The sequence below is a fragment of the Arthrobacter sp. MA-N2 genome, assembly GCF_000517125.1.
GTDB classification, from domain to species: Bacteria; Actinomycetota; Actinomycetes; order Actinomycetales; family Micrococcaceae; genus Arthrobacter; species Arthrobacter methylotrophus.
In genome coordinates this window covers 485,139-506,946 of the sequence record NZ_KI912156.1, presented here as the reverse complement: position 1 = coordinate 506,946, position 21,808 = coordinate 485,139, and the positions used below count along the sequence as shown (strand labels likewise).

The 21,808-nt window shown below is 60.8% G+C and carries 19 protein-coding genes, 2 tRNA genes and 1 pseudogene; 10 read left to right on the top strand and 12 right to left on the bottom strand.

The annotated features are described in order from the left end of the window. Positions 1-114: 114 nt before the first annotated feature. Together A3M3_RS26210 and A3M3_RS0120640 are read left to right on the top strand one after the other, a co-directional pair. Positions 115-1,134 (top strand): hypothetical protein, encoded by a 1,020-nt coding sequence (locus A3M3_RS26210; RefSeq protein ID WP_051423437.1) that lies wholly within the window; start codon positions 115-117, stop codon positions 1,132-1,134. A gap of 116 nt (positions 1,135-1,250) precedes the next feature. Further along, positions 1,251-2,132 carry a glycosyltransferase gene (locus A3M3_RS0120640; RefSeq protein ID WP_028267922.1) on the top strand — a complete coding sequence of 294 codons (882 nt, stop codon included), beginning with the start codon at positions 1,251-1,253 and terminating at the stop codon, positions 2,130-2,132. A 37-nt stretch (positions 2,133-2,169) separates the two neighbouring features. Here A3M3_RS0120640 and A3M3_RS0120635 read toward each other — a convergent pair whose 3' ends face one another. The 12 genes and pseudogenes from A3M3_RS0120635 to dnaA all read right to left on the bottom strand — a co-directional run bounded on the left by A3M3_RS0120635 (position 2,170) and on the right by dnaA (position 15,411). Beyond that, positions 2,170-3,087: a DMT family transporter gene (locus tag A3M3_RS0120635; protein WP_028267921.1), complete on the bottom strand. Its 918-nt coding sequence runs from the start codon at positions 3,085-3,087 to the stop codon at positions 2,170-2,172. A 66-nt stretch (positions 3,088-3,153) separates the two neighbouring features. Next, positions 3,154-3,229: transfer RNA gene (locus A3M3_RS0120630), tRNA-Ala, on the bottom strand. Between the two features lie 70 nt (positions 3,230-3,299). Beyond that, positions 3,300-3,416, bottom strand: coding sequence for a DLW-39 family protein (locus A3M3_RS29080; RefSeq protein ID WP_231497379.1), 117 nt, complete (start codon positions 3,414-3,416; stop codon positions 3,300-3,302). 57 nt (positions 3,417-3,473) lie between these two features. Further along, a tRNA-Ile gene (locus A3M3_RS0120620) sits at positions 3,474-3,547 on the bottom strand. Between the two features lie 113 nt (positions 3,548-3,660). Beyond that, positions 3,661-4,332: a DUF3566 domain-containing protein gene (locus tag A3M3_RS0120615; RefSeq protein ID WP_028267920.1), complete on the bottom strand. Its 672-nt coding sequence runs from the start codon at positions 4,330-4,332 to the stop codon at positions 3,661-3,663. Continuing rightward, entirely contained in the window at positions 4,329-7,070 is a 2,742-nt protein-coding gene (gene gyrA / locus A3M3_RS26205) for a DNA gyrase subunit A (RefSeq protein ID WP_028267919.1), read from the bottom strand. The genes A3M3_RS0120615 and gyrA overlap by 4 nt, the downstream gene beginning before the upstream one ends. 63 nt (positions 7,071-7,133) lie before the next feature. Continuing rightward, positions 7,134-9,209 carry a DNA topoisomerase (ATP-hydrolyzing) subunit B gene (gene gyrB / locus A3M3_RS0120605; protein ID WP_028267918.1) on the bottom strand — a complete coding sequence of 692 codons (2,076 nt, stop codon included), beginning with the start codon at positions 9,207-9,209 and terminating at the stop codon, positions 7,134-7,136. 395 nt (positions 9,210-9,604) lie between these two features. After that, positions 9,605-10,159, bottom strand: coding sequence for a DUF721 domain-containing protein (locus tag A3M3_RS0120600; RefSeq protein ID WP_028267917.1), 555 nt, complete (start codon positions 10,157-10,159; stop codon positions 9,605-9,607). After that, entirely contained in the window at positions 10,146-11,339 is a 1,194-nt protein-coding gene (gene recF, locus A3M3_RS0120595) for a DNA replication/repair protein RecF (RefSeq protein WP_028267916.1), read from the bottom strand. The genes A3M3_RS0120600 and recF overlap by 14 nt, the downstream gene beginning before the upstream one ends. 22 nt (positions 11,340-11,361) lie before the next feature. After that, a pseudogene (gene gnd / locus A3M3_RS0120590) lies at positions 11,362-12,309 on the bottom strand (phosphogluconate dehydrogenase (NAD(+)-dependent, decarboxylating)); the annotation flags it as partial. 32 nt (positions 12,310-12,341) lie between these two features. Continuing rightward, on the bottom strand, positions 12,342-13,466 hold the full coding sequence (gene dnaN / locus A3M3_RS0120585) for a DNA polymerase III subunit beta (protein WP_028267914.1): 1,125 nt from the start codon (positions 13,464-13,466) through the stop codon (positions 12,342-12,344). 523 nt (positions 13,467-13,989) lie between these two features. Beyond that, on the bottom strand, positions 13,990-15,411 hold the full coding sequence (gene dnaA / locus A3M3_RS0120580) for a chromosomal replication initiator protein DnaA (protein WP_028267913.1): 1,422 nt from the start codon (positions 15,409-15,411) through the stop codon (positions 13,990-13,992). Between the two features lie 465 nt (positions 15,412-15,876). Here dnaA and rpmH point away from each other — a divergent pair, with 465 nt between their 5' ends. The 8 genes from rpmH (at position 15,877) to A3M3_RS0120545 (ending at position 21,471) form a co-directional block, all read left to right on the top strand. Beyond that, complete coding sequence (gene rpmH / locus A3M3_RS27710; RefSeq protein WP_011776797.1) at positions 15,877-16,014, top strand: 50S ribosomal protein L34; 138 nt, start codon at positions 15,877-15,879, stop codon at positions 16,012-16,014. 40 nt (positions 16,015-16,054) lie between these two features. Continuing rightward, the gene (rnpA, locus tag A3M3_RS0120575; RefSeq protein WP_028267912.1) at positions 16,055-16,462 is read left to right on the top strand and encodes a ribonuclease P protein component; all 408 of its coding nucleotides are present in this window, start codon (positions 16,055-16,057) and stop codon (positions 16,460-16,462) included. Continuing rightward, the gene (gene yidD, locus A3M3_RS0120570; protein WP_442853126.1) at positions 16,455-16,853 is read left to right on the top strand and encodes a membrane protein insertion efficiency factor YidD; all 399 of its coding nucleotides are present in this window, start codon (positions 16,455-16,457) and stop codon (positions 16,851-16,853) included. Before rnpA ends, yidD begins: the two co-directional genes overlap by 8 nt. A gap of 17 nt (positions 16,854-16,870) precedes the next feature. Next, positions 16,871-17,845: a membrane protein insertase YidC gene (yidC, locus tag A3M3_RS0120565; RefSeq protein ID WP_028267910.1), complete on the top strand. Its 975-nt coding sequence runs from the start codon at positions 16,871-16,873 to the stop codon at positions 17,843-17,845. After that, on the top strand, positions 17,845-18,423 hold the full coding sequence (locus A3M3_RS0120560) for a Jag family protein (protein WP_028267909.1): 579 nt from the start codon (positions 17,845-17,847) through the stop codon (positions 18,421-18,423). The genes yidC and A3M3_RS0120560 overlap by 1 nt, the downstream gene beginning before the upstream one ends. A 6-nt stretch (positions 18,424-18,429) precedes the next feature. Then, the gene (rsmG, locus tag A3M3_RS0120555) at positions 18,430-19,080 is read left to right on the top strand and encodes a 16S rRNA (guanine(527)-N(7))-methyltransferase RsmG (RefSeq protein ID WP_028267908.1); all 651 of its coding nucleotides are present in this window, start codon (positions 18,430-18,432) and stop codon (positions 19,078-19,080) included. A gap of 86 nt (positions 19,081-19,166) precedes the next feature. Further along, positions 19,167-20,222 (top strand): ParA family protein, encoded by a 1,056-nt coding sequence (locus A3M3_RS0120550; protein ID WP_231497391.1) that lies wholly within the window; start codon positions 19,167-19,169, stop codon positions 20,220-20,222. A gap of 67 nt (positions 20,223-20,289) precedes the next feature. Continuing rightward, positions 20,290-21,471, top strand: coding sequence for a ParB/RepB/Spo0J family partition protein (locus tag A3M3_RS0120545; protein WP_028267906.1), 1,182 nt, complete (start codon positions 20,290-20,292; stop codon positions 21,469-21,471). Positions 21,472-21,808: the final 337 nt, after the last annotated feature.

The following is a 21,808-nucleotide window of genomic DNA, read 5'->3' as shown; positions in this document are numbered from 1 at the left end:
CAGGAAGGCGGTTCCGCGCTCGGTGAAATCTTCCATCAATCCGCCGGATGAATAGCCGGTGCTCCTCAAGCGACGTAGGCTAACAACAAACGAGCATGTTATCGGGAGGTAGTTGTGAAGAAATCAGACCGGATTGCCCGCGAACTTGAACACACCGTCGTCAACGGTGTGGAGAATGCCAAGGACTGGGCGACGCCGCGAGTCGAAGCAGCCGTGAACTGGGCGGTTCCCCGTATCCAGCACGGTATCGACACCGCTTCACCGAAGCTCCAGGAAGGCCTGAAGTCGGCTGCGCACAACCTCGCCGACGGCGTTGCCACCGTCACGCCGCGGCTCCAGGAAGGCCTGGCGAACCTCGCGCCCAAGATCCACGACGCCGTTGAGGACGCCTCGCCCAGGATCCAGGATGCCCTTAACAAGGCCACGCCAGCGCTCGGCCACGCCAGGGACAAGGTTGTTGAGGAATATCTTCCCAAGCTCTCCGAGCAACTCGGACAAGCCTCGGGAGTTGTCCATCAGGCGCTTGAGAACGCACCCGCGCAGGTGGATGCCGTCGCCCAGAAGCTGGTGGACTCGGGAGTGGTGCACAACCTGCAGGAGCAGGCACAGGCCACCGCGGCACAGCTGAAGGCCGCGGCCGGGGAAGTCAAGGCTGCGGCCGGGGAAGCAACGAAAACAGTCTCGAAGGAACTCGCCAAGAGTAAAAAGCCCAAGAAGCGCGGGCTTCTGATCTTCACCGTTGTGACTGCAGCCGTCGCAGCCGGAGTCGCTGCGTGGAGGGCCAGCCGCCCGGTGGAGGACCCGTGGAAGACCCCGGTCCCGGTGACTCACTCATCGTCTCCGGCAGCCGTGGCGACCGAGAAAGTGGCTGACAAGGCCAACGAAGCCGCCGCCAAGGTCGCGGACACGGTTGACGGCGTGGCGGTCAAGGTAGCTGACACCGCCGAGGCCGCAGCCGAAAAAGCTGCACACGTCGTCGAGGAAGCCAAGGACGCCGCCGCTAAGGTCGCGACCGATGCCAAGACAGCGGTAAAGAACATCGCCGCAAGCCTCCACAAGGACGAAGCCGGCAAGCACGAGGCCGGCAAGGACGAGGCTGCCACGGACGAAGCCGGCAAGCACGAGGCTTCATAAGTCGCGTTCGCTCCGCATTGAAGGGATTCCGGTTCGCCGGGGTCCCTTCAATTGTTTGGCCATTTGTCACCGGAGCCTTCCTCGAGAAACACCGCCCTGATGTTAGATTGATGGGGATGCAAGCCGATAGATCTTTCGTAGATGCAGTCACTAACGCAGCCGCCGTACCCGTAAAGCCGAGCGTTTCTATCGTCATCCCGGCTTACAACGAGGAAGGCGTCATCCGGCAATGCCTGATCGCTGCCGTTTACCAGTCCGTACCTGCCGACGAGATCATCGTCGTGGACAACATGTCCAAGGACCGCACTGCGGAAATCGTCCGGCAAATGCAGCAGGAATACCCGGAGAGCCCCATCATCCTGCTAAGCCAGGACAAGACCCAGGGACTCATTCCCACCCGCAACTTCGGCCTCAATAGCGCGACATCGGATGTCCTGGGAAGAATCGACGCCGATTCCGTCCTGGAACCCGACTGGGTCGAGCAGGTCCAGAAGTCCTTCGCCGATCCCTCCGTGCAAGCGGCCACGGGTCCTGTGGTCTACTACGACATGCCCATGCGTCGGTTCGGGCTCAAAGCCGACGACAAGATGCGCCAACTCATGCTTCGGCTTGCGAAGCACCAGTACCACTTCCTTTTTGGTTCGAACATGGCGCTTCGCCGTTCAGCCTGGGAAACCATCCGTGACGAGACCTGTCTGGATGAGAAGGACGAAATGCACGAGGACATCGATCTGTCCCTGCACCTGGCAGACCACGATCTCAGGGTGCAGTACTGGCCGCAGATGGTCTCCGGGATGTCGGCCCGCAGGCTCGAGGATTCACCGCGAGACTATCGCTACTACGTGACCCGCTTCGACCGAACCTACAAAGCCCACAACGTGAAGAAAATGGCACTGAAGGCTCCCATGGTGGTGTTCTTCTCGGTCTATTTCCCGGCCAAGCTGCTCCGCGCCATACACGCAGCCAACGCACCCCAGGGCCGCCGCGGCGGCCTATAGCATCGTCGGCCGCCGTACGACTTCACGCGGCGATAGCTCAGTCGGTCCCGAGTTCGGCGATCTGGCCGTCGCCTTGAACCGCTTCTCCTTTACCGCGCCGTTGACCGGCAACGACGACGGCCAGCCCGGCCAGGATCAAGGCGAGCCCCGCGTACGTCCCCGCAGGCAGCTTCTCATGCAGGAAAATCGCCGCTAGAAGTGCTGCCCCCGGGATCTCCAGCAGGATGATCATCGAGACCAACAGCGGGCTCATAGTGGCCAAGAGATGGTTGAAGGCCGTGTGGCCCACCAGTTGTGCACACACGGTGATGGCCACGATCCCCACCCAGCCGCCGACGTCGAACCCTACAAGGGGCTGACCGCCCGCGAAGGCAAGGACAGCGACAATGGCAGCACAGATCCCGTAGCAAAGCGTTGTGTACGTTCCAGTGCGCATGCTCTGGCGGGCCTTCCCCCCGGCCAAGGTGTACAGGCCGGCCAACGCGCCCCCGGCGAGGGCCAGGACGTCACCGAGGAAAGCTTTTGGAGAAGATCCCATATCGAAGCCCGTGATGGCCGCAACCCCGCCCAACGCGATGCCAAGTCCCACCAGGACCGGCCAACGGTGCCGAGTCCCCCGAAAGAGCTGGAAGACGGCGATCCACGCCGACTGCAGGCAGACCAAGGCTGTAGCGGCAGCAACTGACGTCAACTGTAGCGCCGTGATGAAACACGCGAAGTGGAAGGCCAGCGCCACTGCCGCGACGGAGGACCACATGAATTCGCTGCGGGTGATCTTACGGAACTGGCGGGGTTCGCGGATCAGGACCGGCGAAGCCATGACGACGGCGGCGATGGCGTTGCGCCAGAAGGCGATGGCCAGGGCCGTGACGGAGGTGGCGCCGAGTGTTCCTGCGATGAGAGGTCCGGATGATGCGACGCCGAGCACGCCCAAAGCAGCAACAATGAAGTTCACATTTCAACCTTAGTGCGACGGTTAAAGCGAAGAGTCCCGGTCATTTCTGACCGGGACTCTTTCTTATGGTGGAGGCACGGGGACTCGAACCCCGAACCCCCTGCTTGCAAAGCAGGTGCGCTACCAATTGCGCCATGCCCCCATAAGAAGCAACCCGTCCATACTACCCCAAGTCCTTTGATGGTATTACCATCTCCAGGCTGGGCGCTGGGCTAGTCAACCGTGTCGGTTGCCTTGCTCCACACTGCTTTCCGGGCTTCGGATTCCTGCGCTTTTTTGTAGAGAACGATGCCTGCGATCGCCGCTGCAACTATGAGCAACTTCTTCACATGCACCCCGTTCCGGTCCAGTTTCCTGAACCCCTTGCGAAACCTGCGCAGGTTCCGTGGGCGTACCAGGACTTGAACCTGGGACCTCTTCGTTATCAGCGAAGCGCTCTAACCGCCTGAGCTATACGCCCCGATACCTCTTCGGGCCGAGACATGACTTTACAGCACATCCCGGCCCGATCTCAAATCGAGGTATTTTCACCACTGTTTTCCAGTGGTTTCCCCCTATTTCAGGCCACTTAGGCTAGTCGTCGGTGAGGGTCACGCCAATGCCACCAACGAGTGTTGCTGAAATGTTATAGAGCACAGCACTCAACATCGAGAGGGCAGTCAGCAAGACAACATTCACCACGGCAATGATCGTGGCAAAGGAAGCGACCTGTCCCAGGGAAGCGACCTTCTTCAGTTCAAAACCACCGCTTTCCGAACCTGCCAGGGTGCCCAAGAGGCTGTCCACTTGGTTGAAAATCCCGGTAAGGTCCAGAACAGTCCAAAGAACGATCGCGGCAATCACGGTGACGATGCCCAATGCGACGGACAGCAGGAACGCCATCTTCAGCACCGACCATGGATCGACCTTGCTGACCAACAGGCGGGCACGGCGAACCTTTGCCTTCGGCGCCGGCTTCACAAGCCCTGGAGTCCCGGGAGCGGGTCGCTGGCCTTGAACGGGTCGCTGACCAGGCGCGGCGGGGCGCTGCCCTGCCGGTCGCTGCGCCCCCACTGGACGCTGCCCGGGAACGGCTGGACGCTGTCCCGGGACCCTTTCTGCGCCGGTTCCCGCTGCACCCGAGGTGGATGCTGCGGGCCGCTGCTGGGGACGGGCCGGTGCGTCTACCCGCGGAGTAGCCGACGGTTGCCGGAATCCTCCAGGGACACCCGTACTCGGCTTGGGATATGAGTCCGAATTGCTCACTCGTTACCTCCGGTGTTGTCTTCGTTCAGCTCGACGCCGGACCCACTACCGGATCCTGCGGCCGACCCCGATTCGGCCGTCACGGTCACCTCATTGGCGCCGCCGTTTGCAGCCAACGTTACGTCATCGGCCGCCTCGGACGGGCCTCCGACGGGATTTTCGCCACTATTGAAGCCTGCGGGCCCGTCAGTGCCATCGCCCGGTTCGTCGTCGGATTCTTCGCCATCAAGGCCGCGTTCGCTGTTACGGGCCACCTCGATGATGCGGTCATTCTTGTCCGGCTTCGCGAAGATGACACCCATGGTGTCGCGGCCCTTGGCTGGAACGCCGGCGACGGCGGAACGGACAATCTTTCCACCCTCCATGACTACCAGGACTTCGTCTTCTTCATTGACGATGAGCGCACCGACGAGGTGCCCGCGTTCCTCCTGGTACTTACCGACCTTGATCCCAAGGCCACCGCGGCCCTGGAGCCGGTACTCCTCGACGGCGGTGCGCTTGGCGTAGCCGCCTTCGGTCACTACGAACACGAACGAGCCATCCTGGACGACGTCGGCCGCAAGGAGTTCGTCGTCTTCGCGGAACTTCATGCCGGTTACACCCGAAGTGGCGCGCCCCATGGGTCGCAGTGCCTCGTCGGTGGCAGTGAAACGGATCGACTGGCCCTTCCGGGAAACCAAGAGGAGATCGTCCGTTTCGGACACAAGCTGCGCTGAGACAAGCTCATCCTCATCCCGAAGGTTGATGGCAATCACGCCGGCAGTGCGGTTAGTGTCGTAGTCTTCCAGGCGCGTCTTCTTCACGAGCCCGTTCTTGGTGGCGAGCACCAGATACGGCGCCTGTTCGTAGTCGCGCAAGTCCAGGACCTGGGCGATGTGCTCGTCCGGCTGGAAGGCCAACAGGTTTGCCACGTGCTGTCCCTTGGCGTCGCGGCCGGCCTCGGCAAGCTCGTACGCCTTGGCCCGGTACACGCGGCCCAGGTTGGTGAAGAAAAGCAACCAGTGGTGCGTGGTGGTGACGAAGAAGTGCTCCACGACATCGTCGCCGCGAAGCTGGGCGCCCTTGACGCCCTTGCCGCCACGCTGCTGCGAACGATAGTTGTCGCTGCGGGTGCGCTTGACGTATCCGCCGCGAGTGATGGTGACCACCACTTCTTCCTCGGGGATGAGGTCTTCCATCGACATGTCGCCGTCGAAGCCCATGAGGATGTGGGTCCGACGGTCGTCGCCGTGCTTGGCCACGATCTCAGCCAGCTCCTGGCTGATGATGTCGCGCTGGCGCTGCTCGGACGCCAGGATCGAGTTGAACTCCGTGATCATCGCCTCAAGCTCGGAGTGCCTGTCCTGGATCTTCTGCCTTTCCAACGCCGCCAGCCGGCGCAGCTGCATGTCGAGGATGGCGCGCGCCTGGAGCTCGTCGATCTCCAGCAGCCCCATCAGGCCATCGCGGGCAGCCTCGGTGGTGTTGGACGCTCGGATGAGTGCAATAACCTCATCCAGCATGTCCAGCGCCTTGAGGAGTGCGCGCAGGATGTGCGCCTCTTCCTCGGCTTTGCGAAGCCGGTAGCGGGTCCGCCGGACAATGACGCTCACCTGGTGGGCCACCCAGTGCCGGATGAAGGCATCCAGGCTCAGCGTACGGGGTACGCCGTCGACGATCGCCAGCATGTTGGCACCGAAATTGTCCTGCAGCTGGGTGTGTTTGTAGAGGTTGTTCAGCACCACTTTGGCCACGGCGTCGCGCTTGAGCACGATCACCAGCCGCTGTCCGGTACGGCCGGACGTCTCGTCGCGGAGATCCGCGATGCCCTGGATCTTGCCGTCCTTGACCAGTTCGGCGATCTTGATGGCCAGGTTGTCCGGGTTTGCCTGATACGGAAGTTCGGTGACCACCAGGCATGTACGGCCTTGCAGTTCCTCGACGTTCACCACGGCACGCATGGTGATAGAGCCGCGGCCCGTCCGGTATGCGTCCTCGATGCCTTTGTGGCCAAGGATGGTGGCACCGGTCGGGAAGTCCGGACCCTTGATGCGCACGAGCAATGCCTCAAGCAGCTCTTCACGGGTGGCCGTTGGATTGGCCAGATACCACTGCACACCATCGGCGACTTCGCGGAGGTTGTGCGGCGGGATGTTGGTGGCCATGCCGACGGCTATGCCGGAGGAACCGTTGACCAGCAGATTGGGGAAACGCGCCGGCAGGATAGTGGGTTCCTGGTTCTTGCCGTCGTAGTTGTCCTGGAAGTCGACGGTTTCCTCGTCGATGTCGCGGACCATTTCCATGGCCAGCTGGGCCATCTTGGTTTCTGTGTATCGCGGAGCCGCGGCGCCGTCGTTGCCAGGGGAACCAAAATTACCCTGGCCCAGCGCGAGCGGGTAGCGCATGGTCCAGTCCTGGATGAGGCGGACCAGGGCATCGTAGATCGCGGTGTCACCGTGCGGGTGGTACTGACCCATGACCTCGCCCACAACGCGGGCGCATTTGTTGAACGAGCGGTCCGGGCGGTAGCCGCCGTCGAACATCGCGTAGAGCACACGGCGGTGGACGGGCTTGAGGCCGTCTCGGACGTCCGGAAGCGCACGGCCAACGATAACGGCCATGGCATAGTCCAGGTAGGAACGCTGCATTTCCGTCTGTAGATCCACCTGGTCTACGCGATCGGTCAGCACATCGCCCTCAAGTACGGGTTCCGGAATGCCGGCCGACTCGGCGGGGACCTCGGGTGTTTCTTCACTCATAGTTTATGATTTCCGTTTCAGGTATATGTCAGTACTGGAATATTCCTAGGGGCTTTGAAGTCTCTAGATATCCAGGAACCTGACGTCCTTGGCGTTCTGCTGAATGAAGTTCCGGCGCGATTCCACGTCCTCACCCATCAGCACGGAGAAGGTCTGGTCTGCCGCCAGGGCGTCGTCCATGGTGACTTGCAGGAGCGTACGGTGGTCCGGATCCATGGTGGTGTCCCAGAGTTCGGTGTAGTCCATTTCGCCGAGGCCCTTGTAGCGCTGGATGCCGTTGTCCTTCGGGATTCGGCGGCCCGCGGCTTGGCCGGAGACCAGCTTGGCGTCGCGTTCACGGTCGCTATAGACGTAGTCGTGAGGGGCGTTCGACCACTTGATGCGGTACAGCGGAGGCTGGGCGAGGTAGACGTAACCGTTCTCGATCAGCGGACGCATGTAGCGGAACAGCAACGTCATCAGCAGCGTGGTGATGTGCTGGCCGTCCACGTCGGCATCGGCCATCAGGACGATCTTGTGATACCGCAGCTTGGAGATGTCGAAGTCCTCGCCGATCCCAGTGCCGAAGGCCGTGATCATGGACTGGACTTCATTGTTGCCGAGGGCCTTGTCCAGGCGTGCGCGTTCCACGTTCAGGATCTTGCCGCGCAACGGCAGGATGGCCTGTGTTTCGGGGTTGCGTCCGCGCTTGGCCGATCCTCCGGCGGAGTCACCCTCCACGAGGTAGACCTCGCAGCGCGCGGGGTCCTTTGAGGAGCAGTCGGAAAGTTTGCCTGGCATGCCGAAGGATTCCAGGGGGCTCTTGCGACGCGCGTTGTCGCGTGCCTTGCGGGCGGCCATCCGGGCTTGGGCCGCCTGGACAGCCTTGCGGATGACATCGCGGGCGGGACCGGGGTTTCGTTCCAACCAGTCGCCAAGTTGGTCGGTGACCACGCGCTGAACGAAGCCTTTGACCTCGGAGTTACCCAGTTTGGTCTTGGTCTGGCCTTCGAACTGGGGCTCGGACAACTTCACAGAGATGACAGCGGTGAGGCCCTCCCGGATGTCATCACCGGTGAGGTTGTCCTCTTTTTCCTTGATGATGGTCTTCTCGCGCGCGTAGCGGTTGATGAGCGACGTCATCGCAGCACGGAACCCTTCTTCGTGGGTGCCGCCCTCGTGCGTGTTGATCGTGTTGGCGTAGGTGTGGACGCTCTCGGAATAGGCCGTGGTCCACTGCATCGCGACCTCGACGGCGATGTGCCGCTCAGTATCTTCGGTTTCGAAGGCGATGACGTCCTCGTGGACGATGTCCACCTTCTTGCTCGAGTTCAGGTGCTTCACGTAATCGAGCAAACCGTCATTGTATTGGTAAACGACGGTGCGGTGCTCAGCCGCCACTTCGCCTTCGGTGGCAACTGCATCAAGATCCAGATCATCGTCACCTGTCCCTGCGACAGGACGCTCGTCCGTGAGGGTGATGCGCAGGCCTTTATTGAGGAAGGCCATCTGCTGGAAGCGTGCGCGGAGGGTCTCGAAATCGAAATCGGTGCTTTCGAAGATGGTGCCGTCCGGGTAGAACGTCTGGGACGTTCCGGTCTGGTCCGTTGCTTCGCCCTGGACCAGCCCACCCTGTGGCTTGCCGCCGTCGGCGAAACTCATCCGCCAAACGTAGCCCTGGCGGCGCACCTCGGTGTCCACCCTGCGCGATAGTGCGTTGACAACGGAAATGCCGACGCCGTGGAGGCCACCGGACACGGCATAGCCGCTGCCGCCGAACTTGCCGCCCGCGTGCAGGATGGTCATGACAACTTCGACGGTCGGCTTCTTCTCCGTGGGGTGCATATCCACCGGGATACCACGGCCATCGTCCACGACCTTGACGCCGCCGTCGGCCTGGAGAGTGACCTCAATGTGGGTGCAGTACCCTGCCAGGGCCTCGTCCACCGAGTTATCCACCACTTCATATACCAAGTGGTGGAGGCCGCGCGGCCCTGTGGATCCGATGTACATACCGGGGCGTTTGCGCACCGCTTCGAGACCCTCAAGGACGGTAATGTCACTCGCGCCGTACTCCCTAGACCCCGAGGGCGTGTCAGGCTTATGGGCGTTCTCCTTTGCGGGATCTACTGCCAAGGTCTCTGCATTGTCGTTAGCCACAGGCGCTTTCGACTCCTCCGTGTTCGATGGTCGCCGGCCGTCACCGCACCAAAGAAGCACGTCCGTCAGGACACACCACGGGGATACGGCAGCCGCCAACAGGGACGTCACTGCTAACGCCGGCTACCTCGCGATTGGCGGATCCGCTTTCACATTGCTGTTTAGCGGTGCCAATCAACGTTCGCCGGCGCCCAGTTGTCTATGCCGATTCTATCGTGACTGGGCGCAGTTCCTTGCAAAACCCGGCCCATATGGTCAGGAAAGTGGCTCTGGGAGGCCACTGGCCACATCTTCAAGCCGCCAAAACGGCACCCTCTAGGGAGCTATACGGTCCGGGGAGGTTTCTCGCCCCTGTGCGCCGTTCAAGCAAATGCGCTGCCGCGGGTGGAGGGAAGTTACCCGTAGGTATCCCGGGGGCCCCGCCCGTTGACGCTTCGGCCGCCCTTGCGCCAGCTCGGTGCGGTGGGCGCAAGCACTTGAATGGACGTCACCACTCCGTCTCCGAGTTCCCTTCGGAACATGTCCAAGAGGCTGGTGCTCAAGAGCCGGAGCTGTGTTGCCCACGCCGTGGAATCGCAGCGGACATGAAGCGTGGTGTCGGTGAAGCTCTCCGGAGTGCAATGCGCGGAAATTTCAGGTCCCACCAAGGCATCCCATTCCGCCATCACGGAGCCGACAGCCACGGGAGAGGTCCAACCACGTTCAGCTACGAGCCTCCCCACCACTTTTCCCAAGCCAAGAGGATCCCTGCCGCTACCGTGGAATTGGCTGAATCCGCGGGTATCGCGGACGCCCTTGCGTTTAGCAGCGACGCCCGTTCGGGGAGCAGCACGGCGGATTTCACCCCGCGCAGCGGCCGCTTCCCGCATCCGGTTCAGGGCCGATTGGGCAGCGTCGATCTCGTCAGGGTCCCTGCCCGGCTGGCGTCCGCCGGGGCTATCCTTCTCCATCAATGCCTCCGGGCACAACCTTCACACGCCGCCCGGCCAGTTCTTCGGGAATGTCGGCGTCGACGGCGGCTGTCACCAGCACCTGTTCGGCGCCGGCCACTATTGCAGCCAGTTTACGCCTGCGCTCAACGTCCAATTCGGCGAACACATCGTCGAGAATAAGGATCGGAGCAGAACCGCCCGTACGTGTATCGTCCAACATCACGTAGTACGAGGCGAGCCGCAAGGAAAGGCACATGGACCACGTTTCCCCGTGCGAGGCATAGCCCTTGGCCGGAGCTTGGCCCAAGACCAATTCGAGTTCATCGCGGTGGGGCCCAACCAGCGAAATCCCGCGCTCCAGCTCTTTGCGGCGCGAGGCGGCAAAAGCCTGAACGTAACGCTCAGTGAGCTGTTCCACGGAAAGCAAGCGGAGATCCTCAACCCCGTCCGAAGCTTCGTCAGCGCGCTCGGCGGGACCGCCGTCGTCGTCCAATACCCCCTGGATAGTGGAGCGGTAGATCGCGCCGGCCTCCTTGGTGCCATCCGTCAACTGCGCGTAAGCGCTCTTGAGGTGGGGGCGGAGCCGCTCGACGAGTTCCAGCCGTGCATGGAGAAGTTCCGCACCGGCCCGGGCCATATGCTGGTCCCACACATCGAGGGTTGCCTCATGGCCTGAGGTGAATTTCCCGGTGCGGGCCGATTTCAGCAGGGCGTTGCGCTGCTTGAGGACGCGGTCGTAGTCGCTGCGGGTCGCCGCGTGCACGGGCATGAGACTCACCAGCAGTTCGTCAAGGAAGCGACGACGGTTGGACGGATCACCCTTGACCAAGGCAAGGTCCTCAGGTGCGAAAAGTACCGTCTGGCATATGCCGAGAATGTCGCGGGCGCGCACGGGGTTCCCGCGGTTGATCCGCCCGCGGTTGGCGCGGCCGGCATTGATTTCGAGTTCGACTACCGTTGTTTGTTCCCCGCGGACGAGCTTCGCCCGGATCAAAGCCCGCTCCGTGCCGAAGCGCAGGAGGGGTGCATCCGTACTGACCCGGTGCGAACTCAGGGTGGCCAGATATCCGATGGCTTCCATGAGGTTTGTCTTGCCGATGCCATTGGATCCCACCAAAACAGTGACGCCCGGGCCGAGTTTGAGGTCAACCTGGGCGTAACTGCGGAAATCGGTGAGGGAAAGGTGTTCGAGGTACACGCGTATTGCTGGTCGCCCGCGCCTATTTGGCCGGACGTGTGGCGTGTCCGCCGAACTGGTTGCGCAGCGCAGAGACCATTTTCATGGCCGGTGAGCTGTCCTCACGGGAGGAGAAGCGGGCGAAAAGCGCTGCCGTGATGGCCGGAGCGGGAACCGCGTTGGCGATGGCTTCCTCCACGGTCCAGCGGCCTTCACCGGAATCCTCGACGTAGTCACCGATTGAGGCCAGGCCCGGGTCTTCGTCCAAGGCCTTGACCATGAGGTCCAGGAGCCAGGAACGCACTACCGTCCCCTTTTGCCAAGCACGGAAGGTGCCGGGAAGATCCTTGATGATGTCCTTGGCCGCGAGCAGTTCGTAGCCTTCGGCATAGGCCTGCATCAGACCGTATTCGATGCCGTTGTGCACCATTTTGGCGTAGTGGCCTGCGCCCACGCCGCCTACGTGGACAAAGCTGTCGGCACGCTCTCCTTCGGGACGAAGAGCGTCGAATACGGGCAATGCGAGCTCAATGTCCGCGTCCGAGCCACCCGCCATGAGTCCATAGCCGTTCTGCAGGCCCCAGACACCTCCGGAAACACCGCAGTCGGCAAACCGGACGTCCTTGGAGGCCAGGAAAGCACCGTGCTTCTGGTCCTCGGTGAATCGCGAATTGCCGCCATCGATCACCATGTCTCCGGCAGAGAGCTTCTCACCGAGTTCACTGATCACGGCATCCGTGATGTCGCCGGCAGGAACCATGACCCAGACCAAGCGCGGAGTCGGAAGCGCAGCAATGAGTTCATCGATGGATCCGACGTCGGCGACGTCCGGATTGCGGTCGAAGCCGGTGACTTCGATTCCGCCGTTCCGCATGCGCTCGCGCATGTTGAAACCCATCTTTCCAAGACCGATCAGTCCGATGTGCACGGGGTGAACTCTTTTCTGCGCTGGTGGTTTGGTATTGACCCAACTGGCTCGCATTTGTTGACGTTCTGGAGGCCTAAAACGACAACTATTGCGGGCTAGTTGGGGAGGCGGACAGGCATCACGAGATAACGATAGTCGCCCTTGTCGTCCCCGTCGGCGTCAGCCTGGGCAGTGATCATGGCCGGCTTGGGGGCTGTGGTGAAGGAAAAGCGCACGAACTTGGTTTCGATGACGCTCAAGCCTTCCACCAGGTAGTGCGGGTTGAAAGCTACTGTGATGTCTTCGCCGCTTAGCTGGGCTTCCAGTTCTTCGGATGCCTGGGCGTCCTCGCCGGTGCCGGCGTCAAGGCTCAACTGGCCCTGGGTAAAGGCCAGGCGGACAGGGGTGTTTCGTTCGGCGACCAACGACACGCGGCGAACTGCCTCAACAAGCTCTTGTGTCTGGACTGTCGCATGGATCGGCGTCGACTCGGGGAACAAAGACCGAATCTTGGGGTAGTCGCCGTCGACGAGGAGGGAGGTGGTGGTGCGCCCGCCGCTTTCGAAGCCAATCAAGCGGCTGTCGTCATCAGCGAGGGCCAGATGGATGTCGCCGCTGCCGCCGAGGGTCTTGGCAACCTCGTTGAGAGTCTTGGATTTCACCAAAGCACTCGTGGAAATCCCTGGAGTGACCGGCTTCCACGGCACTTCCCGCATGGCGAGGCGGTAACGGTCCGTGGCAAGGAGGGTGATCATGTCATCCTCGATCTCCATGCGGACACCGGTCAGGATCGGAAGGGTGTCGTCCTTGCTTGCCGCGATGATGACCTGGGAGACCGCCTGGGCAAAGGCGTCGCCGGGCAAAGTTCCACTGATCGGGGGCAGCGCGGGCAGCGGCGGGTATTCGGATTCCGGCATGGTGGCGAGATGGAAGCTGCTTCGACGGCACGTGAGGGTGACCTTGCTGCCATCGGTTTCGATATCCACCGGCGCCGAGGGAAGGCTGCGGCAAATATCGGCCAGGAGGCGCCCGGAAACCAGGATGGTTCCCTCGGTAGTGATGTCGGCCGGAATCTCAAGTCGCGCTGAGGTTTCGTAATCAAAGCTCGAGAGACTCACGGTTCCGGCTTCTGCCTTGAGCAAGAGCCCGGAAAGGATCGGGACGGGCGGCCGCGGAGACAACGACCGGGCTGTCCACGTGACGGCTTCTGCCAGGACGTCCCGCTCGACTCTGAACTTCACGGAAGGGTGCCGCCTTTCATTGCTGCTGCCAGTGTGCCACCCGGAGCCCCTCAGGAGCCCCGAAAACCATCGTCCGGAACCGGATAGCTGCATGGTCCGCGGGGGCGAACTACAAAGCAGCGCCAAGGATGGACGCGATGGAGACAGCTTAGCCGGAACTTCGGGCATTAACCCATCCCCGGCTTGCTGGTCTGTGGTTCGGAGCAGCCTCGGGCTGCGTCGGTGGGCGGGCGGAAGGAGATTGTTATTTGAGGGAATTCATTTTTTTGGGATTAGTAGTGTTAATAACCCCTGTGGAAACTGTGGATAACCGCCTTTGGGCCCGCAGTTCCGCGGTTAAGGCCTGTTCACGATATGTGGGTGGACAGGGTTTTAAACAGGGTGTGGACGTGGATAACCCCCAGGGCCGTTTTTGATGATCCACAGATGCCTTAAGGGTTTTAAGCCCATTAACCGCGCTTGTCCCCTTAAGTATCCACAGGCTTATCCACATGTGCCTGTTAATAAGGTATGTAGTAGCGGCTTAGGAATCGCGCTGCTGCTGCTTGATGCGGTTGGTCAGCTCTGTCACCTGGTTGTAGATCACACGGCGCTCGGCCATCAGCTCGCGGATTTTGCGGTCTGCGTGGATCACCGTGGTGTGGTCGCGGCCGCCAAGTTCCTGACCGATCTTCGGTAAGGACATGTCCGTGAGCTCACGGCACAGGTACATAGCGATCTGGCGGGCGGTCACCAAGGTACGCGTGCGCGACTTGCTGCAGAGCTCCTCCATGCTGAGCTTGAAGTACTCGGCCGTTTGCTTGAGGATTTGATCGGCCGTGATCTCCTGTGCGCCGTCGTCGGTGATCAAGTCCTTCAGCACCATTTCGGCGAGGGCCACATCGACAGCCTGGCGGTTGAGGCTGGCGAACGCCGTGACGCGGATCAGGGCGCCTTCGAGCTCACGGATGTTGCTGGAGATCTTGGACGCGATGTATTCCAGCGCGTCGTCCGGGGCGGACAAACCCTCGCTCTGGGCCTTCTTGCGGAGGATCGCGATGCGGGTTTCGAGTTCCGGCGGCTGGATATCGGTCAGCAGACCCCACTCAAAACGGGACTTCATGCGGTCTTCGAACCCGGCCAGCTGCTTGGGCGGAAGGTCCGAGGTGATGACCACCTGCTTGTTGTTGTTGTGAAGGGCATTGAACGTGTGGAAGAACTCTTCGAGCGTCCGGTCCTTGCCCGCCAGGAATTGGATGTCGTCAATCAGCAGCACATCGACGTTGCGGTATGTGGTCTTGAAGCTGGCACCTTCGTCATCGCGAATGGAGTTGATGAAGTCGTTGGTGAACTCCTCGGAATTCACGTAGCGCACCCGGATGCCGCTGTAGAGCCGACGGGCATAGTGTCCGATCGCGTGCAAAAGGTGCGTCTTGCCGAGCCCGGAATCACCGTAGATAAACAGCGGGTTGTAGGCCTTGGCCGGTGCTTCCGCGACCGCGACGGCGGCTGCGTGGGCAAAGCGGTTGGAAGAACCGATCACGAAGGTGTCAAAGACATACTTCGGGTTCAGCCGGCCGAATTCGTGTGAAGTACTCGGCGGAGTGGGTTGTGGCTTTAGTTCCACGGCAAGATCGTTTACGGAAGAGAGCTCGACGGCGGGGGCCGGCTCTTCGTGGATGGGCACCAGATCCGTATCGACGTCGATCGCGCACCGGATGTCGTCGGAAAAGACGCTGCGGAGCGCGTCGTCGAGGGCGTCCTTGACTTGCGTCTGGAGAACCTCTCGGGTCAGTTCGTTGGGTACGGCCACCAAAAGGGTGGAGCCGATGAGGCCTTGAGCCTGCGCCAAAATAACGAACCCACGTTGCCTGGGTGTGACGCGATCGTCTTGTTCCAGCAGGCTCAGCACCCGCCGCCAGGAACTTCCGACCGTGTTGGCGTGGTTGGCTTCGTCTACCGTCATCAATTGGTTCCCTCGGGTGCTTGCTTGCCTGGATTGCGGCAGCCGATGGTCCGTGGCCAATCATTGGGCGTGGATTCCGAACCGAATCCACAGGGTTATGCACAGTCCGTGGATAATCGGCTACTGAGACACTCTAGGGGATGAAAACTCCAGAAGATAGCTGGGAACAGGCTTGTGGATAATTACACGGCTGTGGTTCTGAAAGGGGCCTGTGAGCCACTTCATCCACAGGCAGCCCGGTGCACTTAGCCACAGCTGGGGATAGCGGGCACTAGGGCTCCCGGTTTGACCTGACAGGTCTTTTTGCCCTAACGTTGTGAAGTCCTATGTGTCCGCTTTTTGACCACCCGCACTTCCGGCAAATCCGGCGTTCGGCGGCGGCGGATACACAAATAAACTTAGCGTCGGCCAGTTCTTCCCCTATTGATCGGGTGGGCGCACCTTTGATCCACTGGAGTAACTAACGTGAGCAAGCGGACTTTTCAGCCGAATAACCGCCGTCGGGCCAAGAAGCATGGCTTCCGCCTTCGTATGCGCACCCGTGCCGGCCGCGCCATCTTGGCCGCCCGTCGTGGCAAGGGTCGCGTCGAGCTGTCGGCCTAAATTACTGACTCGTCGGTCAGTCTCCCAAGCGAGCCAATAGGTGCTAGCCACCCGTAACCGTCTACGGACTTCAACCGACTTTTCAACAACTGTACGTTCCGGCGTCCGCAATGGACGCCGGAACTTAGTGTTATATACGGCACCTCTCGGTGTCGGAGAGCCGAGCCGTATCGGCTTCATAGTTTCCAAAGCTGTCGGGAACGCTGTGACCAGGAACCTCGTTAAGAGGAGACTGAGAGAAGCAGGCGCTTTGTCTTTGAAGAAGCACGGCACGGGCCTTGCTGTTGTTGTCCGGGCGCTGCCCGCGGCAGCGACGGCAAGCTGGGACCAGCTGCTGACGGATTACAACGCCGCCTTGGCGGCAACCACGAAACGGCTTGGCGGATCCTCGCCGCGAGTTGTTTCGCCCACCCAGGGCACCACAACGGAAGGGACAACGCGTGCATGAGCTGAGCTCCGCCGTCGTCCGCTATTTGAGGGTTGCTCCGAGAATCCTTGGAACATTTCTGTGGGAGCTGCCCCGCAACGTCCTCATCATCCTCCTGAAGACGTATCGCACGATCATCTCTCCCTTATACGGCCAGGTGTGCCGGTTCTTCCCATCCTGCTCGGCCTATGCCTTGGAAGCGGTGACGGTACACGGTGCCGTCAAAGGAAGTTGGCTCGCTGGGCGGCGTCTTGTGCGTTGCCACCCCTGGAACGCCGGCGGCGTGGACCACGTCCCCGCCGGACATCGTCACTGGCCCGAAGGCCAGACGCCCACAATTGTTGTACTGAACAACCCGGATCAGTTCCTGGCTGTGCGGTCTGATGAAGACGGTCGCCGCACAGCGGCCTGAGGAAATAGGGAAAACGTATGGACATCTTTGGAACAATTCTGGCCCCGTTCAAGTGGCTAGTGTCCGCGATCATGCTGGGGTTCCACGACGGCCTGAGCTTTATCGGCCTGCCACCTGAGAACGGCTGGACCTGGACGCTGTCCATCATCGGCTTGGTGTTGGTGATCCGAGCCGCACTGATCCCTGTTTTCGTCAAACAGATCAAGGCGCAGCGAGGAATGCAGCTGCTGCAGCCCGATCTGAAGAAGATGCAGGCGAAGTACAAGGGCAAGACCGACCAGCTCTCGCGCCAAGCCATGGCCCAGGAGCAGATGGCGCTGTACAAGAAGCACGGCACTAATCCGTTCTCGGCTTGTTTGCCCATGTTGATCCAGATGCCGTTCTTCTTCGCGCTGTTCCAGGTGCTTTCCGGTATCACCCAAGCTCGTCAGGCCGGCCAGGGTATCGGAGCCCTGAGCCATGAGCAGGTGGTGCAGTTCGACGAATCCAGCATCTTTGGCGCCCCCCTTTCGGCGTCTCTGCTTCACGGCGGACCTGCTGGTACCGACCAGACGGTCGTGTGGATCCTGTCGATCGTGATGATCCTCGCCATGACCGCTTCGCAGTTCATTACGCAGAAGCAGATCATGGCCAAGAACATGTCTGAAGAAGCCATGGCCAGCCCGTTCATGCGCCAGCAGAAAATGATGCTCTACGTCCTGCCGCTCGTCTTCGGCATAGGTGGCATCAACTTCCCCATCGGCGTGCTCATCTACTGGACTACCACCAACCTGTGGACCATGGGGCAGCAGTTCTTTGTCATCCGCCGCATGCCAACGCCGGGATCCCCCGCAGCGAAGGCACTTGCTGAGCGTCGCGCCGCCAAGGGCCTGCCTTCTCTGCCCCTCGTGGGCGCCAAGAAGGACGCAGACGTCGCTGCCGAAGTGGCCGCCGTCGAGCTCAAGGCACAGCAGCGCATCCAGCCACAACGTAAGAACAGGAAGAAGAAGTAATGTCTGTTGAAAGCACCGAAGAGGAAACGGCCGCTGGCGTCACCGAGGAACTGGCAGAGACCACGGCAGCAACCCCCGATGATGGCGAGTCTTCCGGGAAGGGCGTTTCCCTGAGCCGCCTTGAGGAAGAGGGCGACGTAGCCGCAGATTACCTTGAGGAGCTCTTGGACATTGCCGACATCGACGGCGATATCGATATCGAGATCCGCAACGGCCGTACCTACATCTCCATTGCGGCCGAAGAGGACTCCGAGGGTCTTGAAAGCCTGGTAGGCCAAGACGGCGAAGTGCTTGAAGCCCTCCAAGAACTCGCTCGCCTGTCCGTGCTGTCCGCCACAGAGAGCCGCTCGCGCCTTGTGCTCGACATCAACGGTTACCGCAAGGAGAGGGCAGGCGATCTGCAGCAGATTGCCGAGGACGCCGTTGCGAAGGTCAAGGAGACTGGTGCCGCAGTGGCTCTGGAACCGATGAGCGCCTACGAACGCAAGATTGTGCACGACGCCGTTGCGGACCTGGGCTTTGTCTCCGAGTCTGAGGGCGAAGGCGCAGGCCGCCACATTGTGGTTTCGGCCGACTAGCGGATCATGGTTGAAATTACGGCCGCCGAACTGCAGGCGGCAGAGAAGATTTTTGGTGACCGCCTTGGGCTCGCCCAGCGGTATGTAGAACATTTGGCGACGTCAGGGACCGAGCGCGGGTTGATTGGCCCGCGTGAGGTTCCCCGCCTCTGGAGCCGGCACGTTCTCAATTGTGCAGTCATCGAATCGGCTATCGCCCACGGAAGCCACGTTGCGGACGTCGGGTCCGGCGCAGGGCTTCCCGGTCTGTGCTTGGCAATTGCGCGTCCCGACCTTGAACTCACTCTGATCGAACCCCTCGAACGCCGTGTTATCTGGCTCCAGGAAGTAGTGGACGATCTCGGCCTGGATAACGTCACGGTCATGCGCACCCGTGCGGAGCTCGCAGTGGGGATGGTCGACGCCGATGTTGTCACGGCGAGGGCTGTCTCTGCTTTGTCCAAGCTTGCTGGCCTGACCATTCCCTTGCTTAACGGCAAGGGTGAGGTGGTCGCCATCAAGGGCCGCAGTGCTGCCGAGGAGATTGAGCAAGCAGCAAAAGTCGTCCGCAAACTCGGCGGCGTGGAAACGTCCGTTGTGGTTTGTGGGCAGGAGCTTTTGGAGGAACCCACCACAGTGGTGAGGATCGTCGTCAATAAACAGCGTAAGATCGCTTAGCTTCGGCGCTGTGTCCCGCGTGTCCGTAACTGAGCGGTTAAGCTAGAGAACGGCAGCTAGAGCCGAATGAGAGTGAGAGTGTGACTGTGGGCAGTAGCGAAACCTCCACGCAGCGGATCCCGCCATTTATTTCCTTGGGGTCTGCGCGGGCTATGGCTGCGCCCTCGGCCTCATTCGAGTCTGCGTTGATGCGCACTAAATCGGTTTCAAACACGGGTGTTTCACGTGAAACCTTGATTGTCGAAAATGACAACGTCATGGACTCCATCGACGACTCCAGCCCGATTGCACGACAGCTCGCGAACGAGACCCGACGCCGGGAACGCTTGGTGGGGCGCGATCTTCCCAAACCTGAGAAAACCCGTATCTTCACGGTGTCCAATCAAAAGGGTGGGGTAGGAAAGACAACTACAACGGTCAACATCGCGGCTGCCTTGGCCTCCGCCGGTCTCAATGTCCTGGTCATCGACATAGATCCCCAGGGCAACGCGTCCACCGCCCTGGGTATTGAGCACCACGCCGACGTCGACAGCATCTACGACGTGTTGATCAACGACCTTCCCCTGCGCGACGTTGTGGCTCCCTGCCCGGACATTCCTAATCTCATTTGCGCTCCGGCCACGATTCACTTGGCCGGAGCGGAAATCGAGTTGGTTTCCCTTGTTGCGCGCGAGCAGCGTCTTCGCCGTGCCATTGATGTGTATGCGAAGGAACGGGCGAAGAATGGTGAAGGCCGCCTGGACTTCATCTTCATCGACTGCCCGCCCAGCCTGGGCCTGCTGACCGTCAACGCCTTCTGCGCGGCAAGCGAGGTACTCATCCCGATTCAGTGTGAGTATTACGCCTTGGAAGGTCTCAGCCAGCTCCTCAAGAACATTGAAATGATCCAGAAGCACCTCAATGCCGATTTGGTTGTTTCTACCATCTTGCTGACGATGTACGACGGACGCACCAACTTGGCCGCGCAGGTAGCTTCCGAAGTTCGCCAGCATTTCCCCGATCAGGTTCTCGGCGCAGTGGTCCCACGCTCGGTCCGCATCTCAGAAGCACCGAGCTACCAACAGACTGTGATGACTTACGATCCTTCATCCAGCGGCGCGTTGTCCTATATGGAAGCCGCCGCGGAAATCGCCGAACGCTAGACTTTCTGAATCACTGCAACATCCTTGGCGGGCTCCATTCTTGCCATTCCACCGGAGGGACATACTAATGAGCGAAAAGCGACGAGGCCTGGGTAGGGGTCTTGGGGCTCTCATTCCCAGCTCCGCTTCGGCCGGTGCATCGGGCAATGGCGTTCCGGCGTCCCGCCCCGTGGACCTCTTCTTCCCCGAAGCCCGCAAGGCGGCGGACACGGTCGATACCCCGGAAGTTTTTGAAACCGAGGTAGCCAAGAGTTCGCCGTCGCGGGGCTCCTCTTCCAAGAGCCCGACGCCGGCAAAGTCTCCCGCGGCGAAGTCACCTTCCGCAAAGGTCGCCGCCTCGGAGGTTTCACATGAAGTGAAGGCCGCGTCCGCTAAAGAGACTGTTTCTGACACTCCTCGCGTGGAGGCTCCCGAGGTTGAACTAGTCGAAGTTCCAGGAGCGCGTTTCGCGGAAATTCCCGTCGGCGACATCCATCCAAACCGCAAGCAGCCTCGTAGTGTCTTCGATGAGGACGACATGGCGGAGCTCGTTCACTCCGTCAAAGAGATTGGCGTCCTCCAGCCAATTGTTGTACGTACTTCTACCGAAAAGGGTGGAGAACCGTATGAATTGGTCATGGGCGAGCGTCGATGGAGGGCAGTTCAGGCCGCTGGCCTCGAAACCATCCCGGCGATTGTCCGTGATACGAATGATGATGACCTCCTTCGCGATGCTTTGCTGGAGAACCTTCACCGCAGTCAGCTGAACCCCTTGGAAGAGGCAGCCGCCTACCAGCAGTTGTTGGAAGACTTCGGCACAACCCACGAACAGCTGGCTGATCGGATTGGACGCTCGCGGCCGCAGGTCTCTAACACGCTTCGTCTCCTCAAGCTGCCACCCTTGGTCCAGCGTCGCGTTGCGGCAAGTGTTCTTTCGGCCGGCCACGCGCGTGCGTTGCTTGCTCTGCCGGACTCGGCCGCAATGGAGCGACTCGCGCAGAAAATCGTCGCCGAGGGTATGTCTGTACGTGCTACCGAGGAAGCAGTTGCACTGTACCAGGATCCTACGGTGCCGCCGAAGAACAGCATCCCACGCCCCAATGCGCGCCACGAACGCCTGGACTACCTTGCTTCGTCCCTTTCGGATCGTCTTGACACCAACGTGAAGATTACCCTCGGGGCTCGAAAGGGTCGCGTGAGCATTGAGTTTGCAAGTGTTGAGGATCTGAATCGGATCATGGATGTAATATCGCCCGGTGCCGAAGGGTAACTGCTTGATTTCTGGATGACTCGAAGATTGATAGTGTGCTCCATTCGTTCCACTTGCCGCGGGCTAAGGGCGCCAGCTCTTCGATGGTCGGTATTGCGTTGCTTTGCCTGGTTGGCACGACGCCTCACCCTCTACGGGCCACGACTGGGATCTTGCTTGTCGCAGACCTAGCTTTGTCATCGCCTGAGTTGTCGAAACCCATCACGGTTCTTGCGGCGAGATCCGCGATGAAGGACTATCGGTGCAGCGTTGATACGCATATGGATACACAGTGTGGCAAGCGCCTGGAGACCGGCCCGTGTTCCAGGGTGGTAGCGTCCGGTGGAGGTTTAGGCAG

What these genes read in the sequence shown, in the direction of transcription:
- A3M3_RS0120640 (WP_028267922.1), top strand. Translation starts at nt 1,251, where the DNA reads ATGCAAGCCGATAGATCTTTCGTAGATGCAGTCACTAACGCAGCCGCC.
- gyrA (WP_028267919.1), bottom strand. Translation starts at nt 7,070, where the DNA reads ATGAGTGAAGAAACACCCGAGGTCCCCGCCGAGTCGGCCGGCATTCCG.
- A3M3_RS0120600 (WP_028267917.1), bottom strand. Translation starts at nt 10,159, where the DNA reads ATGGAGAAGGATAGCCCCGGCGGACGCCAGCCGGGCAGGGACCCTGAC.
- dnaA (WP_028267913.1), bottom strand. Translation starts at nt 15,411, where the DNA reads ATGACGGTAGACGAAGCCAACCACGCCAACACGGTCGGAAGTTCCTGG.
- yidC (WP_028267910.1), top strand. Translation starts at nt 16,871, where the DNA reads ATGGACATCTTTGGAACAATTCTGGCCCCGTTCAAGTGGCTAGTGTCC.
- A3M3_RS0120560 (WP_028267909.1), top strand. Translation starts at nt 17,845, where the DNA reads ATGTCTGTTGAAAGCACCGAAGAGGAAACGGCCGCTGGCGTCACCGAG.
- rsmG (WP_028267908.1), top strand. Translation starts at nt 18,430, where the DNA reads ATGGTTGAAATTACGGCCGCCGAACTGCAGGCGGCAGAGAAGATTTTT.
- A3M3_RS0120545 (WP_028267906.1), top strand. Translation starts at nt 20,290, where the DNA reads ATGAGCGAAAAGCGACGAGGCCTGGGTAGGGGTCTTGGGGCTCTCATT.